The organism is Demequina aestuarii (assembly GCF_000975095.1).
In the GTDB taxonomy this organism is placed as follows: Bacteria; Actinomycetota; Actinomycetes; order Actinomycetales; family Demequinaceae; genus Demequina; species Demequina aestuarii.
In genome coordinates, this window is record NZ_BBRD01000001.1 from 2,061,275 (window position 1) to 2,082,012 (window position 20,738).

Consider the following 20,738-nt stretch of genomic DNA (forward strand, 5'->3'; position numbering starts at 1 on the left):
GCCGAGCGCCTCACACCGTCTCCAGGCCGTACACGCCGCGATCCTGGTCGCGCACGAGATGGCCGCCCTTGAGCTCGATCACTCGCTTGCGCATCTGGTCCACGATCTCATCATCGTGCGTCGCCATCAGCACCGTGGTGCCGGTGCGGTTGATGCGGTCCAGCAGGCGCATGATGCCCACGGACGTGCCGGGGTCGAGGTTGCCGGTGGGCTCGTCGCACAGCAGGATGGGTGGGTGGTTGACGAAGGCGCGCGCGATCGCGACGCGCTGCTGCTCACCGCCCGAGAGCTCGTGCGGCAGCCGTCGCTCCTTGCCCGCCAGCCCTACCAGTTCGAGCATCTCGGGCACGTTGGTCTGGATGTCGCGCTTGGACTTGCCGATCACCTGAAGCGCGAACGCGACGTTCTGGTACACGGTCTTGTTGGGCAGCAGCCGGAAGTCCTGGAACACCGCGCCGATCTCGCGGCGCAGGTGCGGCACGCGCCAGCTCGACAGCCTGTTGAGGTGGCGCCCCGCGACGAATACGTCGCCCGCGGTCGAGCGCTCCTCGCGCAGGATGAGCTTCAGGAAGGTCGACTTCCCGGAGCCCGAGGAGCCCACCAGGAAGACGAAGTCGCCGCGCTCGATCTCCACGGAGACGTTGTCGAGGGCAGGCCTCGCTCCGCGCGTGTAGACCTTGCTGACGTTGTCGAGTCGAATCATGCCACCGGGCGCGAGGGGTTGGACTCGCGCTTCTTGCAGGGTAAGAAAGGCCGCGCCAGCGTGGCAGTAGGCGCGCCGGGGGCACCGATGCGACATGAATCACACCGCGAGGCGCCGTTCACCCGCTCGCGCGCGACTGGGACGGGTCGCTAGCATCGAATCACCTGGAAGCGGAGGCTCCATGGCTGACAACCCGAGCGTCGCCGCACCGGCCGTGCCTGCTGCGGTCGAGGCGGCCATCGCCGACTACCCAGACGTGGTGCGCGACCGGATCCTCGATCTCCGCGGCCTCGTGTGGGAGGTCTCTGCCTCCGAGCCCGCGATCGGGCCCGTGATCGAGACGCTCACGTGGGGGCAGCCCAGCTACCTCCCCGCAACGCCGCGGACCGGCACGACCGTGAGGATCGACCGCATCGGCCCCGGCACGGACGTCGCGCTCTTCACCCACTGCCAGACGAGCCTCGTCGACGAGTTCCGCGCCGCTCACGGGGATCTGCTCGCTCACGACGGCACCCGCGCGATCGTGGTTCCTGCAGTCGGATCGATCCCTCTGGAGGAACTGCGCGAGCACATCCGGTCCGCGCTGCTGTACCACCGGCGATGACAGCGAGCCGGCACTGACGGGCCGGTCGACGCCCGTCAGCTCTCGCTGACCTGCTGACGCCGCCAGCGAATGCCGGCGTCGATGAACCCGTCGAGGTCACCGTCGAAGACCACCTGCGGGTTCCCCACCTCGTGTCCCGTGCGCAGGTCCTTGACCAGCTGCTGGCCATAGAGGAAGTAGGAGCGCATCTGATCGCCCCAGCTGGCCTTGATGTCTCCCGCGAGCTCCTTCTTCTGCGCGGCCTCCTGCTCCTTCTTGAGCAGAAGCAGCCGGGACTGGAGCACGCGCATCGCGGCGGCACGGTTCTGGATCTGACTCTTCTCGTCCTGCATCGACACCACGAGACCCGTCGGCAGGTGCGTGATGCGCACCGCAGAGTCCGTGGTGTTGACGGACTGGCCACCGGGGCCCGACGACCGAAACACGTCGACCTTGATGTCCGTCTCCGGCACCTCGATGTGGTCCGTACCCTCGATGAGCGGGATCACCTCGACGGCGGCGAAACTGGTCTGGCGCTTGTCGGCGGATCCGAAGGGGCTGATGCGCGCGAGGCGATGCGTGCCCGCCTCCACCGACATGATGCCGAACGCATACGGGGCCTGGATCTCGAAGGTGGCCGACTTGATGCCCGCACCCTCCGCGTAGGAGGTGTCGAGCACCTTGGTGGCGTATCCGTGACGCTCAGCCCAGCGCAGGTACATGCGCAGCAGCATCTCGGCGAAGTCGGTCGCATCGTCCCCGCCCGCTCCGGACCGGATGGTGACGACCGCGTTGCGCTCGTCCCACTCGCCCGTCATGAGGGTGCGCACTTCCATCGCGGACAGGTCCGAGCGCAGCTTGGTGAGCTCGGCGTCGGCCTCGGCGAGCGTCTCGGCATCGTCGCCTTCCACCGCCATCTCCACGAGCACCTCGAGGTCGTCGATGCGCTGGCGGAATGAGCTCAACCGGTCGAGCTCCGCCTTGGTGTTGCTCAGCTTCTGCGTGACCGCCTGGGCATGGTCCTGGTCGTCCCACAGGTCGGGCGACCCGGCCTGGTCCTCGAGCTCGCTCAACTGGGAGCGCAGCGTGTCGGGGTCGGTCACGGCCTCGATCTGTTCGAAGGTCGACCGCAGCGCGGAGATCTCTGCAGGGAAGTCAGTAGCCACGACGGTCAAGTCTAGTGGCGACCCATGCGACGCGCGCCGCCGGGGCGAGGAGACCCCGCTCCCGGCGGCACGACCAGGCGGACGCTAGTCCTCTTCGTTCGCTTCCTCGGAGACCTCGTCAAGACCCTCCTCGACAGAGTCCTCGACCGCCTCGGCTCCCTCGGAGATCTCTGCGGTGGTCTCGTCGACCACGTCGCCGGCGTCGGCGTCGCCGCAGCCCGTCAGGCCCAGGGTCAGCACCCCGGCGCCGATGAGAACGGCTGCGTGCTTGCGATACGCGATCATGCTGCACTCCTCTCGTCGGTACAGGGGTGACAACCGCATCGTCCGTGCGCAGATTCCGACGAGGGCAGGCTGACGATCGCGCGATAGGCTGACCTCCGATACCCGACGCCTTCCAAGGAGCACCGTGACCCCTGCTCGGCTTCCCGACGCCCCGACACAGCCCGGCTCGACGCGAATTGTGGGCGCCACAGTCGTCGATGGCACTGGTGCGCCGCCCAGGATCGCGGACGTCGAGATTCGTGACGGGGTGGTCGTCAGCGTCGGCCCCACATCGGCCGCGGCCACCAGGCCCGACCGCACCGTCGACGCCCGTGGACTGCACGTGCTGCCCGGGTTCGTCGACGTGCACGTCCACCTCACCATGCCCAACGACTCGCGGAGCGAGAGCCAGGCCACGAAGTTCGCCGAGGAACACGCATTCGCCACCGCAGAGTCGATGCGGCAGACGGTCGCAGCGGGAGTCACGGCCGCACGGGATCTCGCGGGACTCACGCCCGGTTACCGGAACGCCGTCGCTGCAGGACACATCGTGGGACCACGCATGCACGTCGCTATCGCGCTCCTTTCCCCCACGGGCGGCCATGCCGACCCAGTCCGCGCGAACGGCAGCCTCGCTGACTACGTCGCGTACGAGCCGATTCCCAGCGGGGCCGTCGTTGACTCGGACGCCGAGGCTATCCGGGCCGTCAGAACGCTGCTGCGTACAGGTGCCGATGTCATCAAAGTCTGTACCACGGGTGGAATCTCGACCCCCGAGGACAGCCCTGACGACCTTGGCATCAGCGAAGACCAAGTGCGACTGATCGCGCGCGAAGTCGCGCGGCGCGGAGGCAGACCCATCGCCGCGCACGCACAGGGCCTCGCAGGAGCGCTGGAAGCGGTCCGCGGCGGCGCGACAAGCCTTGAGCATGGTTACGAGATGTCAGACGAGCTGATCCGCGAAATGTTGCGCCGCGGCACGGTGCTCGTCCCGACCCTGTCGACCTTGAACCTCGCCCCCGACCCGTCCCGCAAACCCCCCGCCGTCATCGCCAAGAAGCTTGAGTGGCAACATCGGGGCAGGGACGCCGCGTCTCGTGCAGTGGCCGCCGGCGTGCCGGTCGCGATGGGCACCGACGCAGGCATCCACCCGCATGGCGCGAACCTTGCCGAACTCGGTCACCTCGTGGCTGCGGGCCTTTCGCCGCTCGAGGCGATCCGGGCCGGTACCCAGACAGGGGCTCGACTGCTGGGACTCGATGCTCACCTCGGCACTGTGACCACGGGCCGCATCGCGGATCTCGTCCTGACGGATGCGGACCCGGTCGCGGACATCACATCACTTGCGGATCCAGAACGGGTGCGAGCCGTCACCATTGGCGGACGGAAGGTCAAGGACCTGGACGGGTTCTTCACTTCCCAGTAGGCCTTCGATCTGTCGCCCTCCAACCGGCCTGCGCGATCACTCGCAGACCCGCAAGTGGCGACAAATCTCCTAACCCGAGCTCGTCCGACTCTCGGAAAAGGACGCCCGTCGGGCGCGGGAACGTCCCCGGGCGATCGTCACCCAGGCAACGGCCGCGGTGAGGGCAGAGCCGACGAACAGGCCCGCAGCCAACCACGGCAGGGTGGTCAGTCGGTCCCTGTCCACCTGAGCAGATGCGAGCGCCGCGCCAAGCGAGGAACCGGTGAAGATGACCGATGAGTTCACGCCCACGAGGAGGCCCAGGTGACGACCGGCATGAGCGACGATGAGCGCCTGGAGCGGGGGATTGATCGCCCATGAACAGAACCCCCAGGCGAGCAGGAAGGCCGCCGCGACCGTGGGGGTGTCCGCGATCATGAGCCCTGCGACCGACGCCGCTGCCGCGACGCACACGCCTGTCAGGACGCGGGCCGGGCCCCTGCGGTCTGCGACCGCCCCGAGCAGTCCGTTTCCTGCGAGGCCGGCGACTCCGTAGCAGAGAAGCAGACCCGACAGCAGCACACCGTCGGCACCGGTTGCGGCGGTGAGGAAGGGCGACACGAAGGTGTTGAGCCCGCCCGTCGCGGCACCTTCCAACAGCGCAGTGGCGAGCGTCGCCGCCAACACGATCACGGCGGTGACACTGGCCACGCCAACGGCAGAATCGGTAGCCCTCAGCTCAATCCCGCGGGCTCTCAAGCCCGGTTGCCACAGCCGAAGCGCCCACGCGACCGCGGCGACCGCCAGCGCGCACACGGCAGCCACCAGGAACGTGGAGCGCGCGCCAATCGCGGAGGCGAGAGTGTTGCCCAGTGGCGCACCGACCAGAGAGGAGAGCACCATCCCCGTAAACGAGATCGACAGCGCCCGCGAGCGATGAGCGGCACCCACAATCGAGCCTGCATGGACTGTGCACATCGGCACGACTCCTGCGACGGCCACTGCTTGCAGTGCGCGAGCCACATAGAGCTCGGTCGCCGTGTCCGATTGCGACACCACGGCGAGCATTGCGCCGGCCACGGGCAACGCGACGATCATGACCGCGTACGGCTGGCGCCTGCGCAGGAGCCAAGCGATCGAGGGTGCTGCCACCGCGTACGCAATGCCGAAGACCGCGTTGGATCGCCCGATGTCAGCGAGCGGGATACCCGTCTCGCTTGCGAAGACAGGCAGGACCCCGGGCACGAGCATCGTGCCCAACGTGGCGGCGAACACGGCGGAGGCGAGCACCCACAGGGTGACCAGCGCTCGCCGCGAGATGCCACTCACGTGTGCGCTGGATGTGCCCCGTCGGGCAGCGAATCGAGCCAGGCCATCGTCTCCTCGGAAGCAACCAGCGACCGCTTCTGGAGGTACTCAATCATGTCGAGCGCATCGTCATGCGCCTGCTGGGAGGAGCCCATCACGACATCCGTCACGACGTTGATATGGAAGTCTCGCTGGTGGGCATCGACCGCGGTGTACAGGATGCAGATGTCGGTGAATCCGCCGATGAGCACGAGGCTCTCCGCCTGGTAGGACTTGAGGACGATGTCGAGCTCGGTGCCGAAGAACGCGCTGTACCGACGCTTGCGAATGTGGAACTCGTCAGCCCGCGGCACGAGCCCATCCACGAGTTCCGTGTATGGACTGCCCTCGATGCAGTGCGGCCCCTCGGACCCGTCGAGCTCGCGCCCGATGTCGATCAAGTGCGGCTTGTGGACCTCTTGAATCCACACGACAGGAACGCCCTTGCGTCGGGCACGATCGACCATCGCCACCGCACGATCGCGCTGGGCCGGGATGTCGAAGGGGTCATCGTGCGACATCGGTCCGTCGAGTGGCCCGCCCTGAAAGTCGACGACGACGAGGACCGTGGTGCCGTGGAGGTTCATGACGGCTCCTGCGCGGACGTGACGTCGGTGCCAGTGGACAGTGTTGCGAGCCAGTCGTGCACGGAATCGAGGCTGACCAAAGCGTCGCGCTGCAGGTATCTCATGGCGCGCAGGGCGGCATCGTGGGCCTTCTGGGATGACCCGATCACCATGTCGCTCACCGTCCGGAAGTGGTAACCGAGTTGGTGGGCATCGACGGCGGTGTAGTGAATGCACACGTCCGTCATGCCGCCGATCAGCACGACGGTCTGCGCACCGAAGCCCTTGAGGACGATATCCAGCTCGCTGCCGAAGAAGGCACTGTAGCGACGCTTGCGAATGAGGTACTCATCGGCCAATGGTTCGAGTCCTGGGTGCAGCTCGGTGCGTGGATCGCCCTCCACGCAGTGGACTCCCTCGGCTCCGTCCAGCTCGCGCCCGATGTCGATCAGCGACGGCTTGTGCACCTCTTGAATGAACACCACGGGCGCACCCTTGGCGCGAAAGGCCGCGACGAGGTCGACAGCCTTGGCATTGCGCTCGGGGCGCCCGGACATGTAGCCAGGCTTGTCACTTCCGAAGGATGAGGGCTGTCCTCCCCCTTGGATGTCCACGACGACAAGCACCGCGTTGCCGACGGGGTTCAGATGAGATGCGGGAGTGATGTCGGTGACCTGTAGAGGCACGGTTGTCCTTTCGCGACGACTACGAGAGCCGAACTCGGGGGTCGACCGCCGCAAGGACGATGTCAACCGCAGTATTGAGCAGCACGTAGACGGCGCCCAAGATGAGGCACACGGCAGCGATCGCCGGGAAGTCCCCCACACCAATGGCGGTGCTCAGATACGAGCCGAGGCCGTTCCACGAAAAGACCTGCTCGACCACCACAAGGCTGGAGACCATGAAGCCTGCGTGGACGGCGAGCAACGACAACGCTGGTGACGACGCGTTGCGCAGGCCGTGGCGACGCAACACGGCGCTCTCGGACTCCCCGAGCGACCGCGCGGTGCGCGCCCAGGGGGAGGCCATCGACGACGTGATGCCGTCCGCAAGGACACGCGCCAGGGCCACCCCAGAGGTGACGGAGGCCGCGAAGGCCGGCAACAGGAGGTGCGCGATCGCATCCCACGTGTACGTCCAGCTCCCGTGCAGGATGCCGTCCAACACATAGAAGCCCGTTCCATCGTCGTAGGGGCCAAAGGAGCTCCGCCCTGCGGCAGGCAGCACGCCGCCGAGCCACTTGTAGAACACGAGCACGCTGAGCATCGCGACAAGGAACGATGGCGCGGACGCCAACGAGAAGAACACCAGGCGCAGCACTTGGCCGACCCGGCCCGGCCGGGTGTAGAGCGCCGACAGCACGACGCCGATCACGATGGCCAAAGCGATCGCCGCGAGCGCGAGCTCGAGCGTGGCGGGAAGGCTCGAGGAGAGGTCGTCGGAGATGTTCCTCTTGGTCGCGAGCGAGATTCCCAGGTCCCCCTGGAGCAGGCCCGTTGCGAAGTTGGCGAACTGCACCGAGACCGGATCGTCGATGCCCAATTCGACCCGCGCGGCTGCCACCTGCTCAGCACTGGCGTTGACGCCGGTGTAGGTGCGGACCGGGTCGGCATTCCCCACCTTGCCGAGGATGAACACGATGGCGGTCAGGAAGAACAGCACTACGACAAGCGAACCGAGTCGCTTCACCACGAAAGAGGTCATGTCACACGCCCTTCCGACGCAGGAGCACTCGCAGCGCGTCACCCGAGTAGTTGAACAGGAACGCCACCAGTCCGATGGCGAGGCTGGGCAGCACCGCGATCCACCACGCGTTCAGGAAGTAGGACATGCCGTCAGAGGCCATGCGGCCCAGCTCCGGCGCTGGCGCCGGAGTACCGAGGCCGATGAACGACAGTGCTGCCAGCGTCATCACCACGGCACCGATGTCGAGACTCGCCGTGACACTGATCGTGGGGGTGACCGCGGGGGTGACGTGGCGCACCAGCAGGCGCCAGCCGCGCACTCCAGACACCCGCGCCGCCTGCACGTGAGGCAACGCTGCGACGCGCCTCACCTCTCCACGCACCAGCCGCGCGTACAGCGGCCACCACACCACGGTGATGCCCACCATCGCCGACGCGATCGACTGACCCAGCGCCGCTGCCACCGCCATCGCGATGATCGTGGCGGGGAACGCGAGGAACAGGTCCGTGACTCGCATGAGCGCGTTGTCGAGGAAGCCGCCGCGGAAACCCGCGATGACGCCGATGAACGTGCCGAGCACGGCGGCGACGGCCGTCACCACGACTGCCGCGAGGAGACTCCGCTGCAGGCCACTCACGAGTCTGGATCCCATGTCGAGCCCGAGTGTGTCCGTCCCGAAGAGGTGCCCCTCGGACAGCGGCGGCAGCATCGGATCGCCCGACGGAATGATGGGGCTGTACGGCATGAGCCACGGCCCGACGAGAGCCACCAGGCTTACGGCGACGACTCCGATCACCGACGCTCTCTCCGCCATCCCAAGACTGCTCCAGATCCCTTCGCGCGGACGATCCGCGAGAGCATTCAGTGCGAGTGTGGCCCGTGCGCGCCTACGCGAGAACAGCATCGACGAGCCTCCGTCCGTAAGGGGTGGTGATGTCGTCGACGAGGCGCTCCGCGCTGACCGTCTCGACGATCTCGCCTTTCGTCATCACCAGCACCCTGTCCGCGATGAGCCGTGCGGCAGCCAAGTCGTGCGTGACGAACATCACGGCGATGCCGAGAGAGTGCCGGAGCAGGTTGATGAGGTTGAGGACCGAGCACGCCACGGACACGTCGAGAGCGCTCGTGGGTTCGTCGCACAGCAGCACCGAGGGCGGGACGACCACGGCTCGCGCGATTGCGACCCGCTGCTGTTGACCTCCGGACAGCTGTGTGGGCCGAGCAGTGAGCGCTGAGGCGTCGAGGCCGACGAGTTCGAGCGTGCGCAGCGCTAGAGCGCGCATCTGGTCTCGATCCATGCCGCTGCCCGTGTGGGTGTGAGCGATCCGCTCACACAGGAGTTGCTCGACGGTGCGCCACGGGGTGAGGGATGCCCCCGCGTCCTGGAAGATCACTTGAGGGCCTTCCCCCGCGACGCCCTGGGCGTTCACCGTGCCCTCATCGGCAGACTCGATGCCGCCTGCGATCTTGAGCAGCGTGGATTTTCCCGAGCCAGACTCGCCCACAAGTGCGACGGACTCTCGGTAGCCGATCTCGAAGGACACGTCCTTGAGCACATGGTTTGCGACCTTGCGACCTTTGGCGCGTGACGTGAATGTCTTGTGCACGTTGTTGACGGCGAGAGCAGGACGGGTCACCTGCCCGACGAGGGTGATGTCGGTCGCCCCCGTGGCAGCGCCGACGGCGGCGGTGTCGCCGATGAACTCGTCCCAACGAAGCGTCCCTGCCACCCATCGGTCAGCGACGCCCTCTGAGGGCTCGCCTCGCAGAGCAAGAGCATCGGTCATCGACGCCATCACGGCCTCCTCCGGCAGGCCGACGGGGCGCGTGCGGTCCGATGCGAGAGTGATGCGGGACGCCATCAGACGGCGCGTGTACGCCTCACGGGGGTGCGACAAGATTTGGTCGGTGGCGCCCTGCTCGACGATGCGACCCTCATGCATCACGGCAATGTGGTCGCACATGTGACGCGCCACACCGAGGTCGTGCGTGACGAACAGCACGGCGCAGCCTGCGTCCATTGCAGCCTCACGGAGCACGGACAGCACCTCGGCCTGCACGGACACGTCGAGGGCGGTCGTGGGCTCATCGGCGACGAGCAGTTTGGGCCCACGCGCGAGGGCGAGTGCGATCATCACCCGCTGGCGCATACCGCCAGAGAGCTGGTGAGGGTACTTCTTGAGGACCTGAGCCGCGTCCCTGATCTGGACCCGGTCCAGCGCCGCGACGGACTGCTGAGCAGACCCTGTGTAGCGCGTCAGCATGTTCCCGATGGTCATCGTCGGGTCGAGGGAGCGCATCGGGTCCTGGAACACGGTCGTGACGATGTCGCCGCGCACCTGAGGCCAGTCCGGGTCGGTGATGGGCGCCAGCCTTCGGCCAGCGATCACCACCTCGCCGGCCGCTGTCGCGGCGCCGTCGTTCGCGATGATGCCTTGGACCGCCGCGCCGATCGTGGACTTGCCGGATCCGGACTCACCGACAAGCCCCAAGCATTGCCCCGCGTCTATCGACAACGTCGCGTCTGAGACGGCGGCGACGATGCGATCGCGTGTGCGATAGGTGACGCTCAGATCCGTGATCGAGAGCACAGTGGTGGGTTCAGACACCGTTCTTCCTTCTGCGAGAGCGGACGGAGCAGACCTCGTGGCGGCGGCGGAGAAGCGCCACCGCCGCCACGAGGGGACTGAGGGCAGTGGTCAGCTGGACGGGCTCAGCGTCGTGAAGTCAACCGTGATCCCGAGGACCGGGTAGCTCGCGTCCGCGGCACCTTCAACAGAGTCCTGGAACGCGGAGGACACGGTGAGATCTGCAAGCGTGAGCCACAGGCCAGACGAGCTGACCCTCTCGGTGACGTCCGCGTACAGCGCCTCATCACCGGTCTTGGCAGCCTCGTCGAGCAAGTCGCCAAGACCGTCGATGCTTCCGGAGAAGAGGTTCAGACCGCCTCCGTCTGAGTAGAACAGCCGGGCCCAGGTGTCCGGGTGTGCGGCGTCGGGGAAGGCGCTGAACAACGTGATGTCGGGCGCGACCGCGGGGTCGAAGACGGTCGACCAGTACGCGCTCGACTCGAGTCCGATCGACTCGGTCGAGATGCCCACGGTGTTGAGCTGGGCCGCGACGTTATCTGCGATGTCCTGCGCCCCAGGCACGAACGAGGGGTAGCCGATCTCGATGTTCTCCCCCTCCAGCGCCCCGTCGGCGAGTCCGGCCAGCGCCGCCTCGTCGAACGACAGCGCGCTGGTGTTCACGTTGGGGTCGATCATCGATGCAGGGAAGACGCCGTCGCTCGCGGTTGCGAGGTCACCGAACACCGTCGTGACGATGCCGTCCCAGTCGATTCCCGAAAGCAGTTCACTGCGGGTCGAGGAGTCCGCGAAGAACTCGCTCGCGGGGTTCAGGAACACCACCGGCGCCATCATCGACGGATATAGGTGGGTCTGGAGCCCGTCGACCTCACTGAGGCCATCGAAGAGGATCTTGTTCGCCGATCCGATGTACCCATCAAGCTCACCGCTTTCGAGTTGGAGCTGGACTGTGTTGGTCGAGTCGACGATGGTGTACTCGATCGTGTCGTAGCCGCCCAACTCGCCCCAGTAGCCCTCGTACGCGGTCAGCTCGTACTGAGTCCCAGCGTTGAACGAGCCGTACTCAAACGGACCCGTGCCCGCATCGTTCGACGCGAACCACTCTGCGTCGTCGCCGTGCTCCTCCAGAGCCGCGGGCGAGATGATCTTGAGCCCGAACGGAGAGGCCAAGTAGTCCAGGAGCGCCGAGTTCGGAGCGTCAAGTGTCACCACAAGCTCGTACTGGGATGGCGTCTCGATCGACGAGATGCCGTCGACGAGGTACGCGGGCCCCGAAGCGCCCTCCTCGAGCATGCGAGCGATCGACGGCTCCACGGCGGCCGACGTGAACGGCGTGCCGTCGTGGAAGGTCACGCCCTCGCGCAGCTGGAACGTGTAGGTGAGACCGTCCTCGGACACCTCCCACTCGGTAGCGAGGGATGGGACGATCTCGGCCGTGTCGACTCCGGTCTGATACTTGACCAGTCCCTCGTAAGCGGCGAGCACGACGTTCATTTCGGAGCCGGAGTAGGCGGAGCTCGGGTCAGGCGTCGAGATGTCCGACGTGAGCGCCATGGTGAGTGTCGTGTCGATGTCGGTTGCGTCGGACCCGGACTCGGCCGTCTCGCCGGGCAGGTCGCCGCCCGATCCGGCGCAAGCGGTCAGGCTGAGAGTCAGAGCCGCGACAAAGCTGGCGGCACCGATTGTTTGGCGGGGGTTCACAGTGATCTCCTTCAACGAGGGGCTGGCGAAAATCAACCTATCGGTCAATAGTTACAGCGATTCGTGAGTCGTGTTGCTATCAGGTTTCGTGTTCGCGGAGGCTTCCCTCGACGCGAGCCAGGCCACCCAATCGCCCCACCGTGTGATCTCTTCGGCATCGACGGTCGCGGCGGGCTCACAGAGAAAACCCTTGACGAGCGTGCCGTCGTCCAGCTGAACCGTGCCGATCGTGAGAGGCGCAGGCACCTCGTTGACGAAGGCACCGAAGCCCGCCACGGAGATCCGCCATAGTTCACCGGCGATCTCGCCTGCGCCACCATCGTCTCGTACCATTCCCGGCTTCGGTGGCGTGGTCCCCAGAGCGTACAGCCGATAGTGCGCCGCCGTTGAGGCCGTCCGGACTCGGACCGCTCCACGGCTCGCCAATTGACCGTTGAGCGGCTGGCCGGAACGATGGGCGCCGACCACGAACACCTCGATCTCGGCCGGATCCGCAGACTCGGGAACAGTGGGCGCGGAGGCCCCTTCCGGGTCGCGAACTGCACCCGCGATCATGACGGCGGCATTCCTCAGCGCATCGTCGGTGAAGGCGTGGCCCGTGATCATCGCGCCAAACGGAAGGCCGTCGACCGTCCCGCCGGGGAACGCCACGGCCGCCAAGTCGAGCAGGTTGGCGAAGTTGGTGAACCTCCCCATGCGGCTGTTGGCCACCACGGGCGCCTCTGCGACCTGCGCGAGGGTCGGATGCCATGTCGTCGTCGGCGTGAGCATCCCGATGGCGTCACCGAGGAGCTCGCGGCAGTCAGCCCGGTGGGCCTCGAGCAGACGCAGGTCCCGGTAGAGGTCGCTAGCCGTGAAGTCCTGCCCCGCAAGGATGATGCCCGCCACGGTCGGGTCCAGTTCATGGCCGACTCGCGCGCGGTGCGCGGCGATGTGTTCTCCCACCGCGGAGTAGCGTTCCGCCACAAAGGAGGACTCGTAGAGCATGGCCGCAGCCTCGAGCGCCGGAGCGATGCTGCGTTCCACCACCTCGAAACCGACGCGGCGCGCGCTCTCCACCACTGCCGCGAACCGCCCGTCCCACCCCGCGGCCATACCAGTGAGTTGGTCCGGAACCGGCACGATGAGCCGGCCGCGCGATCGCCCCTGCACAGGGTTCGGGCGGCGGGGTCGGGACGCTAGCGGGTCGACGCCGTCGGCTCCCTCCATCACGCGCAGCGCGAGAGCGGCGAGTTCGGCATCAGCCGCGAAGACCGTGACGCAGTCGAGCGAGGCGCATGCGGGCACCACCCCAGTCGTGGGGATCGTTCCGCGCGTGGGCTTGAGGCCCCAGAGGCCGTGCAGCGCGGCGGGCACCCGCCCGGAGCCTGCGGTATCGGTGCCGAGCGCGAAGTCCACCAGGCCGAGAGCCACGGCGACGGCGGAACCAGCGCTTGAGCCGCCGCTGACCCGTTCCGGGTCCACCGCGTGACGGACCGCGCCATAGGGCGACCGTGTCCCGACGAGCCCGGTCGCAAACTGGTCCAGGTTGGTCTTGCCCACCATGATGGCGCCGGCGGCACGTAGCCGGGCCACGGCAGTCGCGTCCGCAGAAGGCACATACGCGTACGTCGGTGCTCCGGCGGTCGTGGGGCAACCCGCGACATCGATATTGTCCTTGACTGCCACCAACCGGCCAGCGAGGGGGAGAGCGGCACCGCGCGCCACCGAGGCATCGACAGCGCCCGCCTCGGCCCGCAGACGCTCCTCGTCGATCAGGTGGATCCATGCCTCTGGACGGTCGGCACGCGGGTCTGCGGCGAGGAACCGCTCGACAGCCGCACGCGCGCTCATCGACGGTCCGTCTCGCTCACGGACGCGCTGGGGTCCGTGACGATGACCCGCAGCGGCGTGGGGTTGAAGTCGTTGCAAGGGTTGTTGACCTGCGGGCAGTTGGAGATCACGACCAAGACGTCTCTCTCGGCGCGAAGCGCCACCCTCTTCCCGGGAGCAGACATGCCGTCCACGATTCCCAGCGTGCCATCGGCCTCCACCGGCACATTCATGAACCAGTTGATGTTGGACACGAGGTCGCGTGCGCCGAGTCCATGCCGTGCGCCCTCGAGCAGGAAATTCTCGCGGCAGGCGTGGTGGAATCTGGTGTGGTGGCCGTACCGAAGGGTGTTGGATTCCTTCGAGCACGCGCCACCGATCGTGTCCTGTCGCTCGACCTCGTTCCCGACAATGGTCATGAGCGGTCGACCCTCGTTCGACATCAGGACTGAGCCCTCCACAAGGTACGCGTTGCGCTGCGCGACGAGGGTGTCGGGGACGCTGTAGCGCTCGGTGGTGTCGGCAGCCGCATAGATCAAGCAGTCGCCCGACTGATTGCCGCCCACATCGACGAGAGTCAGCACGGTCCCGGCGCTCACCACCGCGGACCAGCCACTCCGTGGCGCGATCTCGTGGTCGAGCACGACCGCGCCGGGCACCATCGGCCCCGAGTAGTCGAAGTAATCAGCCTCATAGGTCGCCCAGGTGACGGTCATCGGATTCCCCTCGCGGTCAGGTACTGCTGCGTATTGGCGTAGGCGCGGGCGCGCTCCGGCGAACCTGACCACCAGGGGTCGCGATCCGAGGAAGGCTCGGCGGTCCACGCGTGGATGCGGAGCGGTGTGGAGCGGTACGAGTCCTCAGGGTCGAGCGGGTGAGGAGCGTTCGCGACGAGGATCGTGATCGGCATCTCGGCGATGAGGTCCACGGTGACTCCCGGGCCAGCGGAGCCCGTCCACTCGAGAGCGCCGTCAGGCTCCACCCGGACGCCTTTGAAGAATGACACGCTCGGTGGGAGGTCGCGCGCGCCGAGACCTTCCTTGGCCGCCGCCAGCCGGAGCAGTTCGCGTCCGGCCGGTGTCGCGGAGTGGGCCTCGCCTGCGCCATACCTCCGCCGGTTGGCGGCCAACGTCGTGACGCCGCATAGAGCATCATGGCGCGTCGACGTGTCGGCCGCGACGGTCGCCAACACCCGACCGTCGCCGGACAGCAGCGGATGCCCCGCGCCAAGGTACGCCTGCCAGGGCACCTTCTGGGTATCGGCGAGGTTGAGACGTTCGCCGTGCCGGTCCGCGTTGAACACCACGACATGCGCGCAGGCATGCCCGTCTGTGTCTTCGAATCTGATGCGGGTGCCGCGGGCCAGGGTGGCGTGGGTGTAGCCCGGTCCACCGACGGTCTCGGCCCACACGATGCGCGAGGTGTCGACGCCCACAGGGGCGTATGGAGAGGACGATGCCGGCAGGTAGGGCATCGCCTCCACGCGAACATCGGCACGGGCGTGAGCATCAGCGCGCGCTTCCGCCAGGGTGCGGGTGCGGGCCCGGCGGCCCGCTCCGAGATCTTCGATCATCGTGTTCATTACCTTTCGCTTGATAGGTACCTTCGGCAGTGTAGGCCCGTCGTGTTACGGCCGGATTACCGGCGGCGTGGTCGTCAGGGAAAGGCGACCGAGACACTAAAGTGGGAGGAGATTCGCCATGAACACCCACTCCGCTACGGCCGCCGATGGCCGATCTCCCGCGACCGTCGCCTCCCCTGACCGTCGTGCGCGGCCCCACGGCAAGCCTGCAGTCGGTCGTGACCGTGTGCTCGCATCGGCCGCTCGGCTCTTTGTCGAGCAGGGATACGCGGCCACCACCACTCGCCAGATCTCAGCCGCGGTCGGTATCAAGCAGCCCTCGCTGTACTACCACTTCCCCAACAAGGCGGCGATACTCGTCGAACTGCTCGTTGCCACCGCCGAGCCGTCCATGCTGGCAGCGCGCGACATGCTGGCGGATCGCGACCGCTCGCCTCTGGACCGACTCATCGAGCTCATTGACTTCGACGTGCGCCTGCTCGCCTCCGGACCGTGGAACATCGGCTCGCTCTATCTCCTGCCGGAGACAGCTGCCCCCGAGTGCGTGAGATTCCGCGAACTGCGCTCGGAACTCGCCGCTGCGTACGAGACCTTGGTCTCGGCCGCGATCGCGGCCGGGGAAGCCAATGTTGAGTCTGGACCACGCACTGCGGCACTGCTCTTCTCGCTGGTCGAAGGGGTGATCCTGCGTCGCAATGATGCCTCTGACATCGACGCGGAGCAGATTGCACGCGACATCCAGCAGGCGGCGATCCGCGTGCTAGGTGCGACGCCCGGGCGCGACCGCGCCTAACGGACCGTGACGTCCTCGCCGCGCATCGCCGCGGCCCACGGCACCCAGTCCGGGTCGTGTCCCGGCCACACCTCGACTCCCGCCTCAGCGAGGTCCGCCAGCCGATCTATTGCGCGCTGCGCTCGCTCATCACCATCGGGCTCGGGGGTCCACCCGCACGGGGTGCGCGACGTGATGTTGACATGGAGATCGGCTGCGTCGCACGCGAGCACGACGGTGCGCCCGGGTAGCTCGATCATGAACGACTGATGGCCCGGCGTGTGACCCGACGTGTCCAACGCCGTCAGTCCCGGCGCTAGCACAGCATCTCCGTCGATCACCCGGATGCGCTCTTGTGCCTCGAGCAGGTCGGCTGGCACCACGAACTGTGGTCGTGCCGCACCGCCGGACACCCACTCCCACTCCCGGCGCTGGATCACGACAGGGACCTGGTCCGGAAGCGTCGGCACGATACCTGTGTGATCCACGTGCGCGTGGCTGATGGCGCACCCCGCCAGTCGGTCCCACGAGAGGCCGGCGCCCGCCACACCGTCTCGTAGCGGGTCGCCTGGTGGCACCACTGGCGTGTACGTCTCGTAATTGAAGTGCTGTGCGCGCTTGACCTCGTCGCGCACCACGTCAAGGTTGAAGCCGCCGTCCAACAGCACCCATCCGTCATCGTAGGCGACCGCGGCTGCCGTCACCGGCTCGAGCAGGTAACGCCCCGGTCGGCCGCCGCGCACCGACACCGATTCACTGATGGGCTCGTAGCCCACCACAAAGGCGTGGAGCGCGAGTGGGCGGCCGCTCACCTCAAAGAGCGACTCGAAGTCGCGGACGCCGTTCACGCGTCGGCCCTCACCGTCACGATGGGATCTCCGGCGGAGACCGTCGATCCGGCAGGCGCGAGCACCGCTTCCACCACTCCGCCCACGCTGGCCGTCACCGGCGCTTCCATCTTCATCGCCTCAAGCACAGCGACCACGTCTCCACGCGCGACTCGGTCCCCCACGCTCACGCTCACCTTCCACACGTTAGCCATGAACGGCGCTACCGCCGCCTCGCACCCCTCCGCGATTCGCGCGCCATCATCGGCGACCGGTGCGGGCCGTGCCTGGCGTTGAAACTCGCCGCTCGCCTCCCAACGAGCCCGCTCTGCTCCGAAAGCGGTCCGTTGCCGGTGACGGAACTCGTCGATCTCCCGAGCGTTCTCGTCGAGGAACTGCTGATGGTCGGCGAGCGACAAGGTTCCCTCGACGATCTCGGGCCGCCATGTTCCGGCCGCGAAGTCTGCGCGGAGTCGCAGCAGTTCGTCCGCGGTCACCTCGTACCAGGTGATGCGGTCGAAGTACTCGAGCAGCCATGGGCGACTGCCATCAACGGCGCGGTCCGCACCCTCGAAAGAAGCCCACCGGTCCCACACCTGAGTCGTACGGCCCACGAACTGGTACCCCCCCGGCCCCTCCATGCCGTAGATGCACAGATACGCACCGCCGATGCCTACGGAGTTTTCCGCCGTCCACGTCCGTGCCGGGTTGTACTTGGTGGTGACAAGGCGGTGGCGCGGGTCTAGCGGCGTGGCGACGGGCGCCCCCAGATAGACATCCCCAAGGCCCATGACGAGATATTCTGCCTCGAACACCGTGTCGAAGACCTGCGTCACCGAGTCAAGGCCGTTCACCCGGCGAATGAACTCGATGTTCCAAGGGTTCCATGGAGCGTCGTCTCGCACACCCGCCTCGTATCGCGCGATCGCTTCTCGGGTCGCAGGGTCGTCCCACGACAAGGGCAGGCGCACGCGCCGGCTCGGCACCACGAGATCGGACGCGTCCGCAACATCTGCGGCCATCGCCGCAATGGTCTCCAAGGCCGCTGGCGTCAGCGCGGACGGCACCCCGAACGCGATCTGCAACGAACGTATGCCGGGAGTGAGATCACGCACGCCAGCCAGGCGCGCGTTCTTGAGCCGCTCGTGCAGCACATGGACACGGGCACGCAGCATCAGGTCAAGTTCCTGGGGCCCAAACTCCACGAGCAGACTGTCGTCGCCCTGCCGTCGCACAACCACGCCGTCGCTGTCCAGCAGCACCCCGCGCGGCGCGCCGGGGGCGTCGGACACCACGGGCGTCCTCCGCGCAAATCGCACGGTGTCGCCCGGAGCGAGTTGGCCGAGCTTCCAGCGCTCGTCCTTGACGACGGTGACCGGCGTGACGAAGCCACCCAGACTCGGTCCGTCAGGGCCCAACAGGACGGGCGTGTCGCCGGTGAAGTCGAGGCCGCCCACGGAGTAAGGCGTGTCGTGGATGTTCGACGGGTGCAGGCCAGCCTCTCCCCCGTCGCCTCGCGCCCACTCTGGCTGCGGCCCGACGAGCCTGACCCCGGTGCGGTCGGAGTTGAAGTGCACCTGATAGGAGGCGGAGAAGAGTGCCTCGATGTCACGTGGGGTGAAGAAGTCCGGGGAGCTGTGCGGACCGTCGAGCACCCCAATTTCCCATTCGGAGCCGCATTCGAGGCGCTCCTCCACCACGGCGCGGGGGTGAGGCAGATCTCGGGACCTATCGGTCCCCACCGCGAGCAGATCGCCCGCCACCAACGTGCGGCCGGCGTGGCCACCGAACCCGCCGAGCGTGAACGTTGCACGCGACCCCAGGTAGTCGGGCACATCGAGGCCGCCACTCACCAACACGTACGTGCGCAGCCCGGCGGATGCACGGCCTACCTCCAGCACAGAGCCGGCGGGCACCTCGAAGGGCTCCCACATCGGCATCTCCTCACCGTCAACCGTGACCGAAGCGGGCGCGCCCGTCACGCAGACAGTGGACTCCATCGTGAAGCGCAACCGCGGACCGGAGACCGTGCATTCGAGGCCCGCCGCGTCCGAGGCGTTGCCGAGAGCCTCATTGCCGAGCCTGAAGCTGCGGTCATCCATGGGGCCTGACGGAGGCACGCCGATGTGCCACAGGCCGAGCCTTCCCGGCGCCGCCTGGACCGTGGTGAAGAAGCCGGGGTCCTCCACGCGGATGCCCTCGCCTGGGTCAATGACATCGACGCCAAGACTCGACGTGGTGTGTGCCCCAGAGGCGACCAGGGGCGAGTCCGCAATCGCTCTCAGCAAGCCGAGGTTGGTGTGAACCCCGTCGACGCGCGTCTGTGCGAGCGCGCTCGCGTGCCGCTGCCAAGCCTCCGCACGATCGGCGCCCACCGTGATGACCTTGGCGAGCATCGGGTCGAACCGCATGCCCACCTCGGTCCCGGTCGTCACCCACGTGTCGACGCGCGCATGCGACGGGAACTCCACGTGAGTGATGGTGCCGGGACTCGGCCGGAAGTCATGAGCGGCGTCCTCGGCGTAGAGACGGCTCTCGACGGCGTGCCCCACGAGGGGCACCGACCCCGATTCGAGGTGCGGCGTGAGAAAGGAATCGTCGCCGTCAGCGAGTGCGAGCATCCAGTCCACCAGGTCTACGCCCACGACGGCCTCAGTCACGGGGTGCTCCACCTGCAGCCGCGTGTTGATCTCAAGGAATGCGGCCTCGCCGCAACGGGAATCGACCACGAACTCGACCGTGCCGGCGCTGCGGTAGCCCGCGGCGGCTCCAAGCGCGCGCGCAGTGTCGTGAAGCCGGGTGCGCAGCGCATCGTCGAGCCCGTAGGCCGGTGCCTCTTCGACGACCTTCTGATTGCGCCTTTGAAGAGTGCAGTCACGGTCGCCGAGCGTCACCACGCCTCCCTCGCCGTCGCCGAAGATCTGCACCTCGACGTGACGAGCATCGGCGATGAAGCGCTCGGCGAATACCCCGCCGCCCACCGACTCCGCCACCCGGTGAACCGCGCGGAAGGCGGCGGGGATCTGGTCGAGATCCTCGATGACGGCCATGCCCTTGCCGCCCCCTCCCGCCGCGGCCTTCATGATCACGGGTAGACCAATAGTGGAGACTTGGTCGCGAGCGTCGTCGGCGTCGAGAAGCGCGGACGTCGCGGCGGCGACGGGCACGCCTGCGGCAATCGCCTGCGCCCGGGCCGACTGCTTGTCCCCGAACAACTCGATCTGCTCGGGCGTCGGGCCGATGAACACCAAGCCTGCGTCTTCAACCGCCCGGGCGAACTGCGGGTTTTCCGACAGGAAGCCGTAGCCCGGATGGATGCCCCAGACGTCGTGAGCGAGAGCGACCTCGATGAGTTGTTCGATGTCTTGGTAGGGCTCGACGGCGCCCTTCGTCTCGAGACGCACCGCGTGATCGGCTGCGGTCACGTGCAGGCTTCCCCGGTCGTCGTCCGTGAACACCGCGAGCGTTCCCCATCCGCGCGCACGGACGGAACGGAACACCCGCACCGCGATCTCCCCGCGGTTCGCAACCAGGACCTTGTGACCCATCACGTCTGCACCTGCCTTTTCGTAGCGACAGATGGACTCTATCGGACGATAGGTAAACGGCATGTTTCGTGATGCCCAGGCCAGGAGCCGCCCCCAAGAGATTCCGTCCGCCCACACGAGAGCCCCGGCGCGCAGGCACCGGGGCTCTCATGTGCGCCGGGTGTGTCCTGACCGGCGACGATCATGCG

Annotated in this window: 18 protein-coding genes; 3 read left to right on the plus strand and 15 right to left on the minus strand. The window is 67.3% G+C overall.

Annotated features, from left to right (window positions below):
- Positions 1–10 precede the first annotated feature (10 nt).
- Complete coding sequence (gene ftsE, locus AOP72_RS09680; RefSeq protein WP_062135606.1) at positions 11–703, minus strand: cell division ATP-binding protein FtsE; 693 nt, start codon at positions 701–703, stop codon at positions 11–13.
- A gap of 181 nt (positions 704–884) precedes the next feature.
- Between ftsE and AOP72_RS09685 the strand changes: the two genes are divergently transcribed.
- Positions 885–1,307: a hypothetical protein gene (locus tag AOP72_RS09685; RefSeq protein ID WP_062135609.1), complete on the plus strand. Its 423-nt coding sequence runs from the start codon at positions 885–887 to the stop codon at positions 1,305–1,307.
- A 35-nt stretch (positions 1,308–1,342) separates the two neighbouring features.
- On the opposite strand, the gene prfB is transcribed toward AOP72_RS09685, so the two are convergent.
- Both prfB and AOP72_RS09695 read right to left on the minus strand, forming a co-directional pair.
- Complete coding sequence (gene prfB, locus AOP72_RS09690) at positions 1,343–2,452, minus strand: peptide chain release factor 2 (protein ID WP_084631674.1); 1,110 nt, start codon at positions 2,450–2,452, stop codon at positions 1,343–1,345.
- Positions 2,453–2,536: 84 nt separating this feature from the next.
- Positions 2,537–2,737, minus strand: coding sequence for a hypothetical protein (locus AOP72_RS09695; protein ID WP_062135615.1), 201 nt, complete (start codon positions 2,735–2,737; stop codon positions 2,537–2,539).
- 124 nt (positions 2,738–2,861) lie between these two features.
- Between AOP72_RS09695 and AOP72_RS09700 the strand changes: the two genes are divergently transcribed.
- On the plus strand, positions 2,862–4,142 hold the full coding sequence (locus AOP72_RS09700) for a metal-dependent hydrolase family protein (protein WP_062135617.1): 1,281 nt from the start codon (positions 2,862–2,864) through the stop codon (positions 4,140–4,142).
- A gap of 69 nt (positions 4,143–4,211) precedes the next feature.
- On the opposite strand, the gene AOP72_RS09705 is transcribed toward AOP72_RS09700, so the two are convergent.
- The 10 genes from AOP72_RS09705 to AOP72_RS09750 form a co-directional block, all read right to left on the minus strand.
- Positions 4,212–5,450: an MFS transporter gene (locus AOP72_RS09705; protein ID WP_062135621.1), complete on the minus strand. Its 1,239-nt coding sequence runs from the start codon at positions 5,448–5,450 to the stop codon at positions 4,212–4,214.
- Positions 5,447–6,055, minus strand: coding sequence for a cysteine hydrolase family protein (locus tag AOP72_RS09710; RefSeq protein WP_062135624.1), 609 nt, complete (start codon positions 6,053–6,055; stop codon positions 5,447–5,449). Before AOP72_RS09710 ends, AOP72_RS09705 begins: the two co-directional genes overlap by 4 nt.
- The gene (locus tag AOP72_RS09715; RefSeq protein WP_202965656.1) at positions 6,052–6,720 is read right to left on the minus strand and encodes a cysteine hydrolase family protein; all 669 of its coding nucleotides are present in this window, start codon (positions 6,718–6,720) and stop codon (positions 6,052–6,054) included. The genes AOP72_RS09710 and AOP72_RS09715 overlap by 4 nt, the downstream gene beginning before the upstream one ends.
- 19 nt (positions 6,721–6,739) lie before the next feature.
- A complete protein-coding gene (locus AOP72_RS09720) occupies positions 6,740–7,738 on the minus strand; it encodes an ABC transporter permease (protein ID WP_062135627.1) in 999 nt (332 codons plus the stop codon).
- Between the two features lies 1 nt (position 7,739).
- Positions 7,740–8,534: an ABC transporter permease gene (locus AOP72_RS09725; RefSeq protein WP_062135630.1), complete on the minus strand. Its 795-nt coding sequence runs from the start codon at positions 8,532–8,534 to the stop codon at positions 7,740–7,742.
- A gap of 73 nt (positions 8,535–8,607) precedes the next feature.
- Positions 8,608–10,329 carry an ATP-binding cassette domain-containing protein gene (locus tag AOP72_RS09730; RefSeq protein ID WP_062135633.1) on the minus strand — a complete coding sequence of 574 codons (1,722 nt, stop codon included), beginning with the start codon at positions 10,327–10,329 and terminating at the stop codon, positions 8,608–8,610.
- Positions 10,330–10,419: 90 nt separating this feature from the next.
- On the minus strand, positions 10,420–12,009 hold the full coding sequence (locus tag AOP72_RS09735) for an ABC transporter substrate-binding protein (protein WP_062135636.1): 1,590 nt from the start codon (positions 12,007–12,009) through the stop codon (positions 10,420–10,422).
- Between the two features lie 51 nt (positions 12,010–12,060).
- Positions 12,061–13,842: an allophanate hydrolase gene (gene atzF / locus AOP72_RS09740; RefSeq protein ID WP_062135640.1), complete on the minus strand. Its 1,782-nt coding sequence runs from the start codon at positions 13,840–13,842 to the stop codon at positions 12,061–12,063.
- Positions 13,839–14,537, minus strand: coding sequence for an urea amidolyase associated protein UAAP2 (locus AOP72_RS09745; protein WP_062135643.1), 699 nt, complete (start codon positions 14,535–14,537; stop codon positions 13,839–13,841). Before AOP72_RS09745 ends, atzF begins: the two co-directional genes overlap by 4 nt.
- Entirely contained in the window at positions 14,534–15,403 is an 870-nt protein-coding gene (locus tag AOP72_RS09750) for an urea amidolyase associated protein UAAP1 (RefSeq protein WP_062135646.1), read from the minus strand. The genes AOP72_RS09745 and AOP72_RS09750 overlap by 4 nt, the downstream gene beginning before the upstream one ends.
- 118 nt (positions 15,404–15,521) lie before the next feature.
- Here AOP72_RS09750 and AOP72_RS09755 point away from each other — a divergent pair, with 118 nt between their 5' ends.
- Entirely contained in the window at positions 15,522–16,196 is a 675-nt protein-coding gene (locus tag AOP72_RS09755) for a TetR/AcrR family transcriptional regulator (RefSeq protein WP_062135648.1), read from the plus strand.
- Here AOP72_RS09755 and AOP72_RS09760 read toward each other — a convergent pair.
- Both AOP72_RS09760 and AOP72_RS09765 read right to left on the minus strand, forming a co-directional pair.
- Positions 16,193–17,023, minus strand: a complete 831-nt coding sequence (locus AOP72_RS09760; RefSeq protein WP_062135652.1) for an MBL fold metallo-hydrolase — start codon at positions 17,021–17,023, stop codon at positions 16,193–16,195. The genes AOP72_RS09755 and AOP72_RS09760 overlap by 4 nt on opposite strands.
- Positions 17,020–20,550, minus strand: a complete 3,531-nt coding sequence (locus AOP72_RS09765) for a 5-oxoprolinase/urea amidolyase family protein (protein ID WP_062135655.1) — start codon at positions 20,548–20,550, stop codon at positions 17,020–17,022. Before AOP72_RS09765 ends, AOP72_RS09760 begins: the two co-directional genes overlap by 4 nt.
- Between the last annotated feature and the right edge of the window lie 188 nt (positions 20,551–20,738).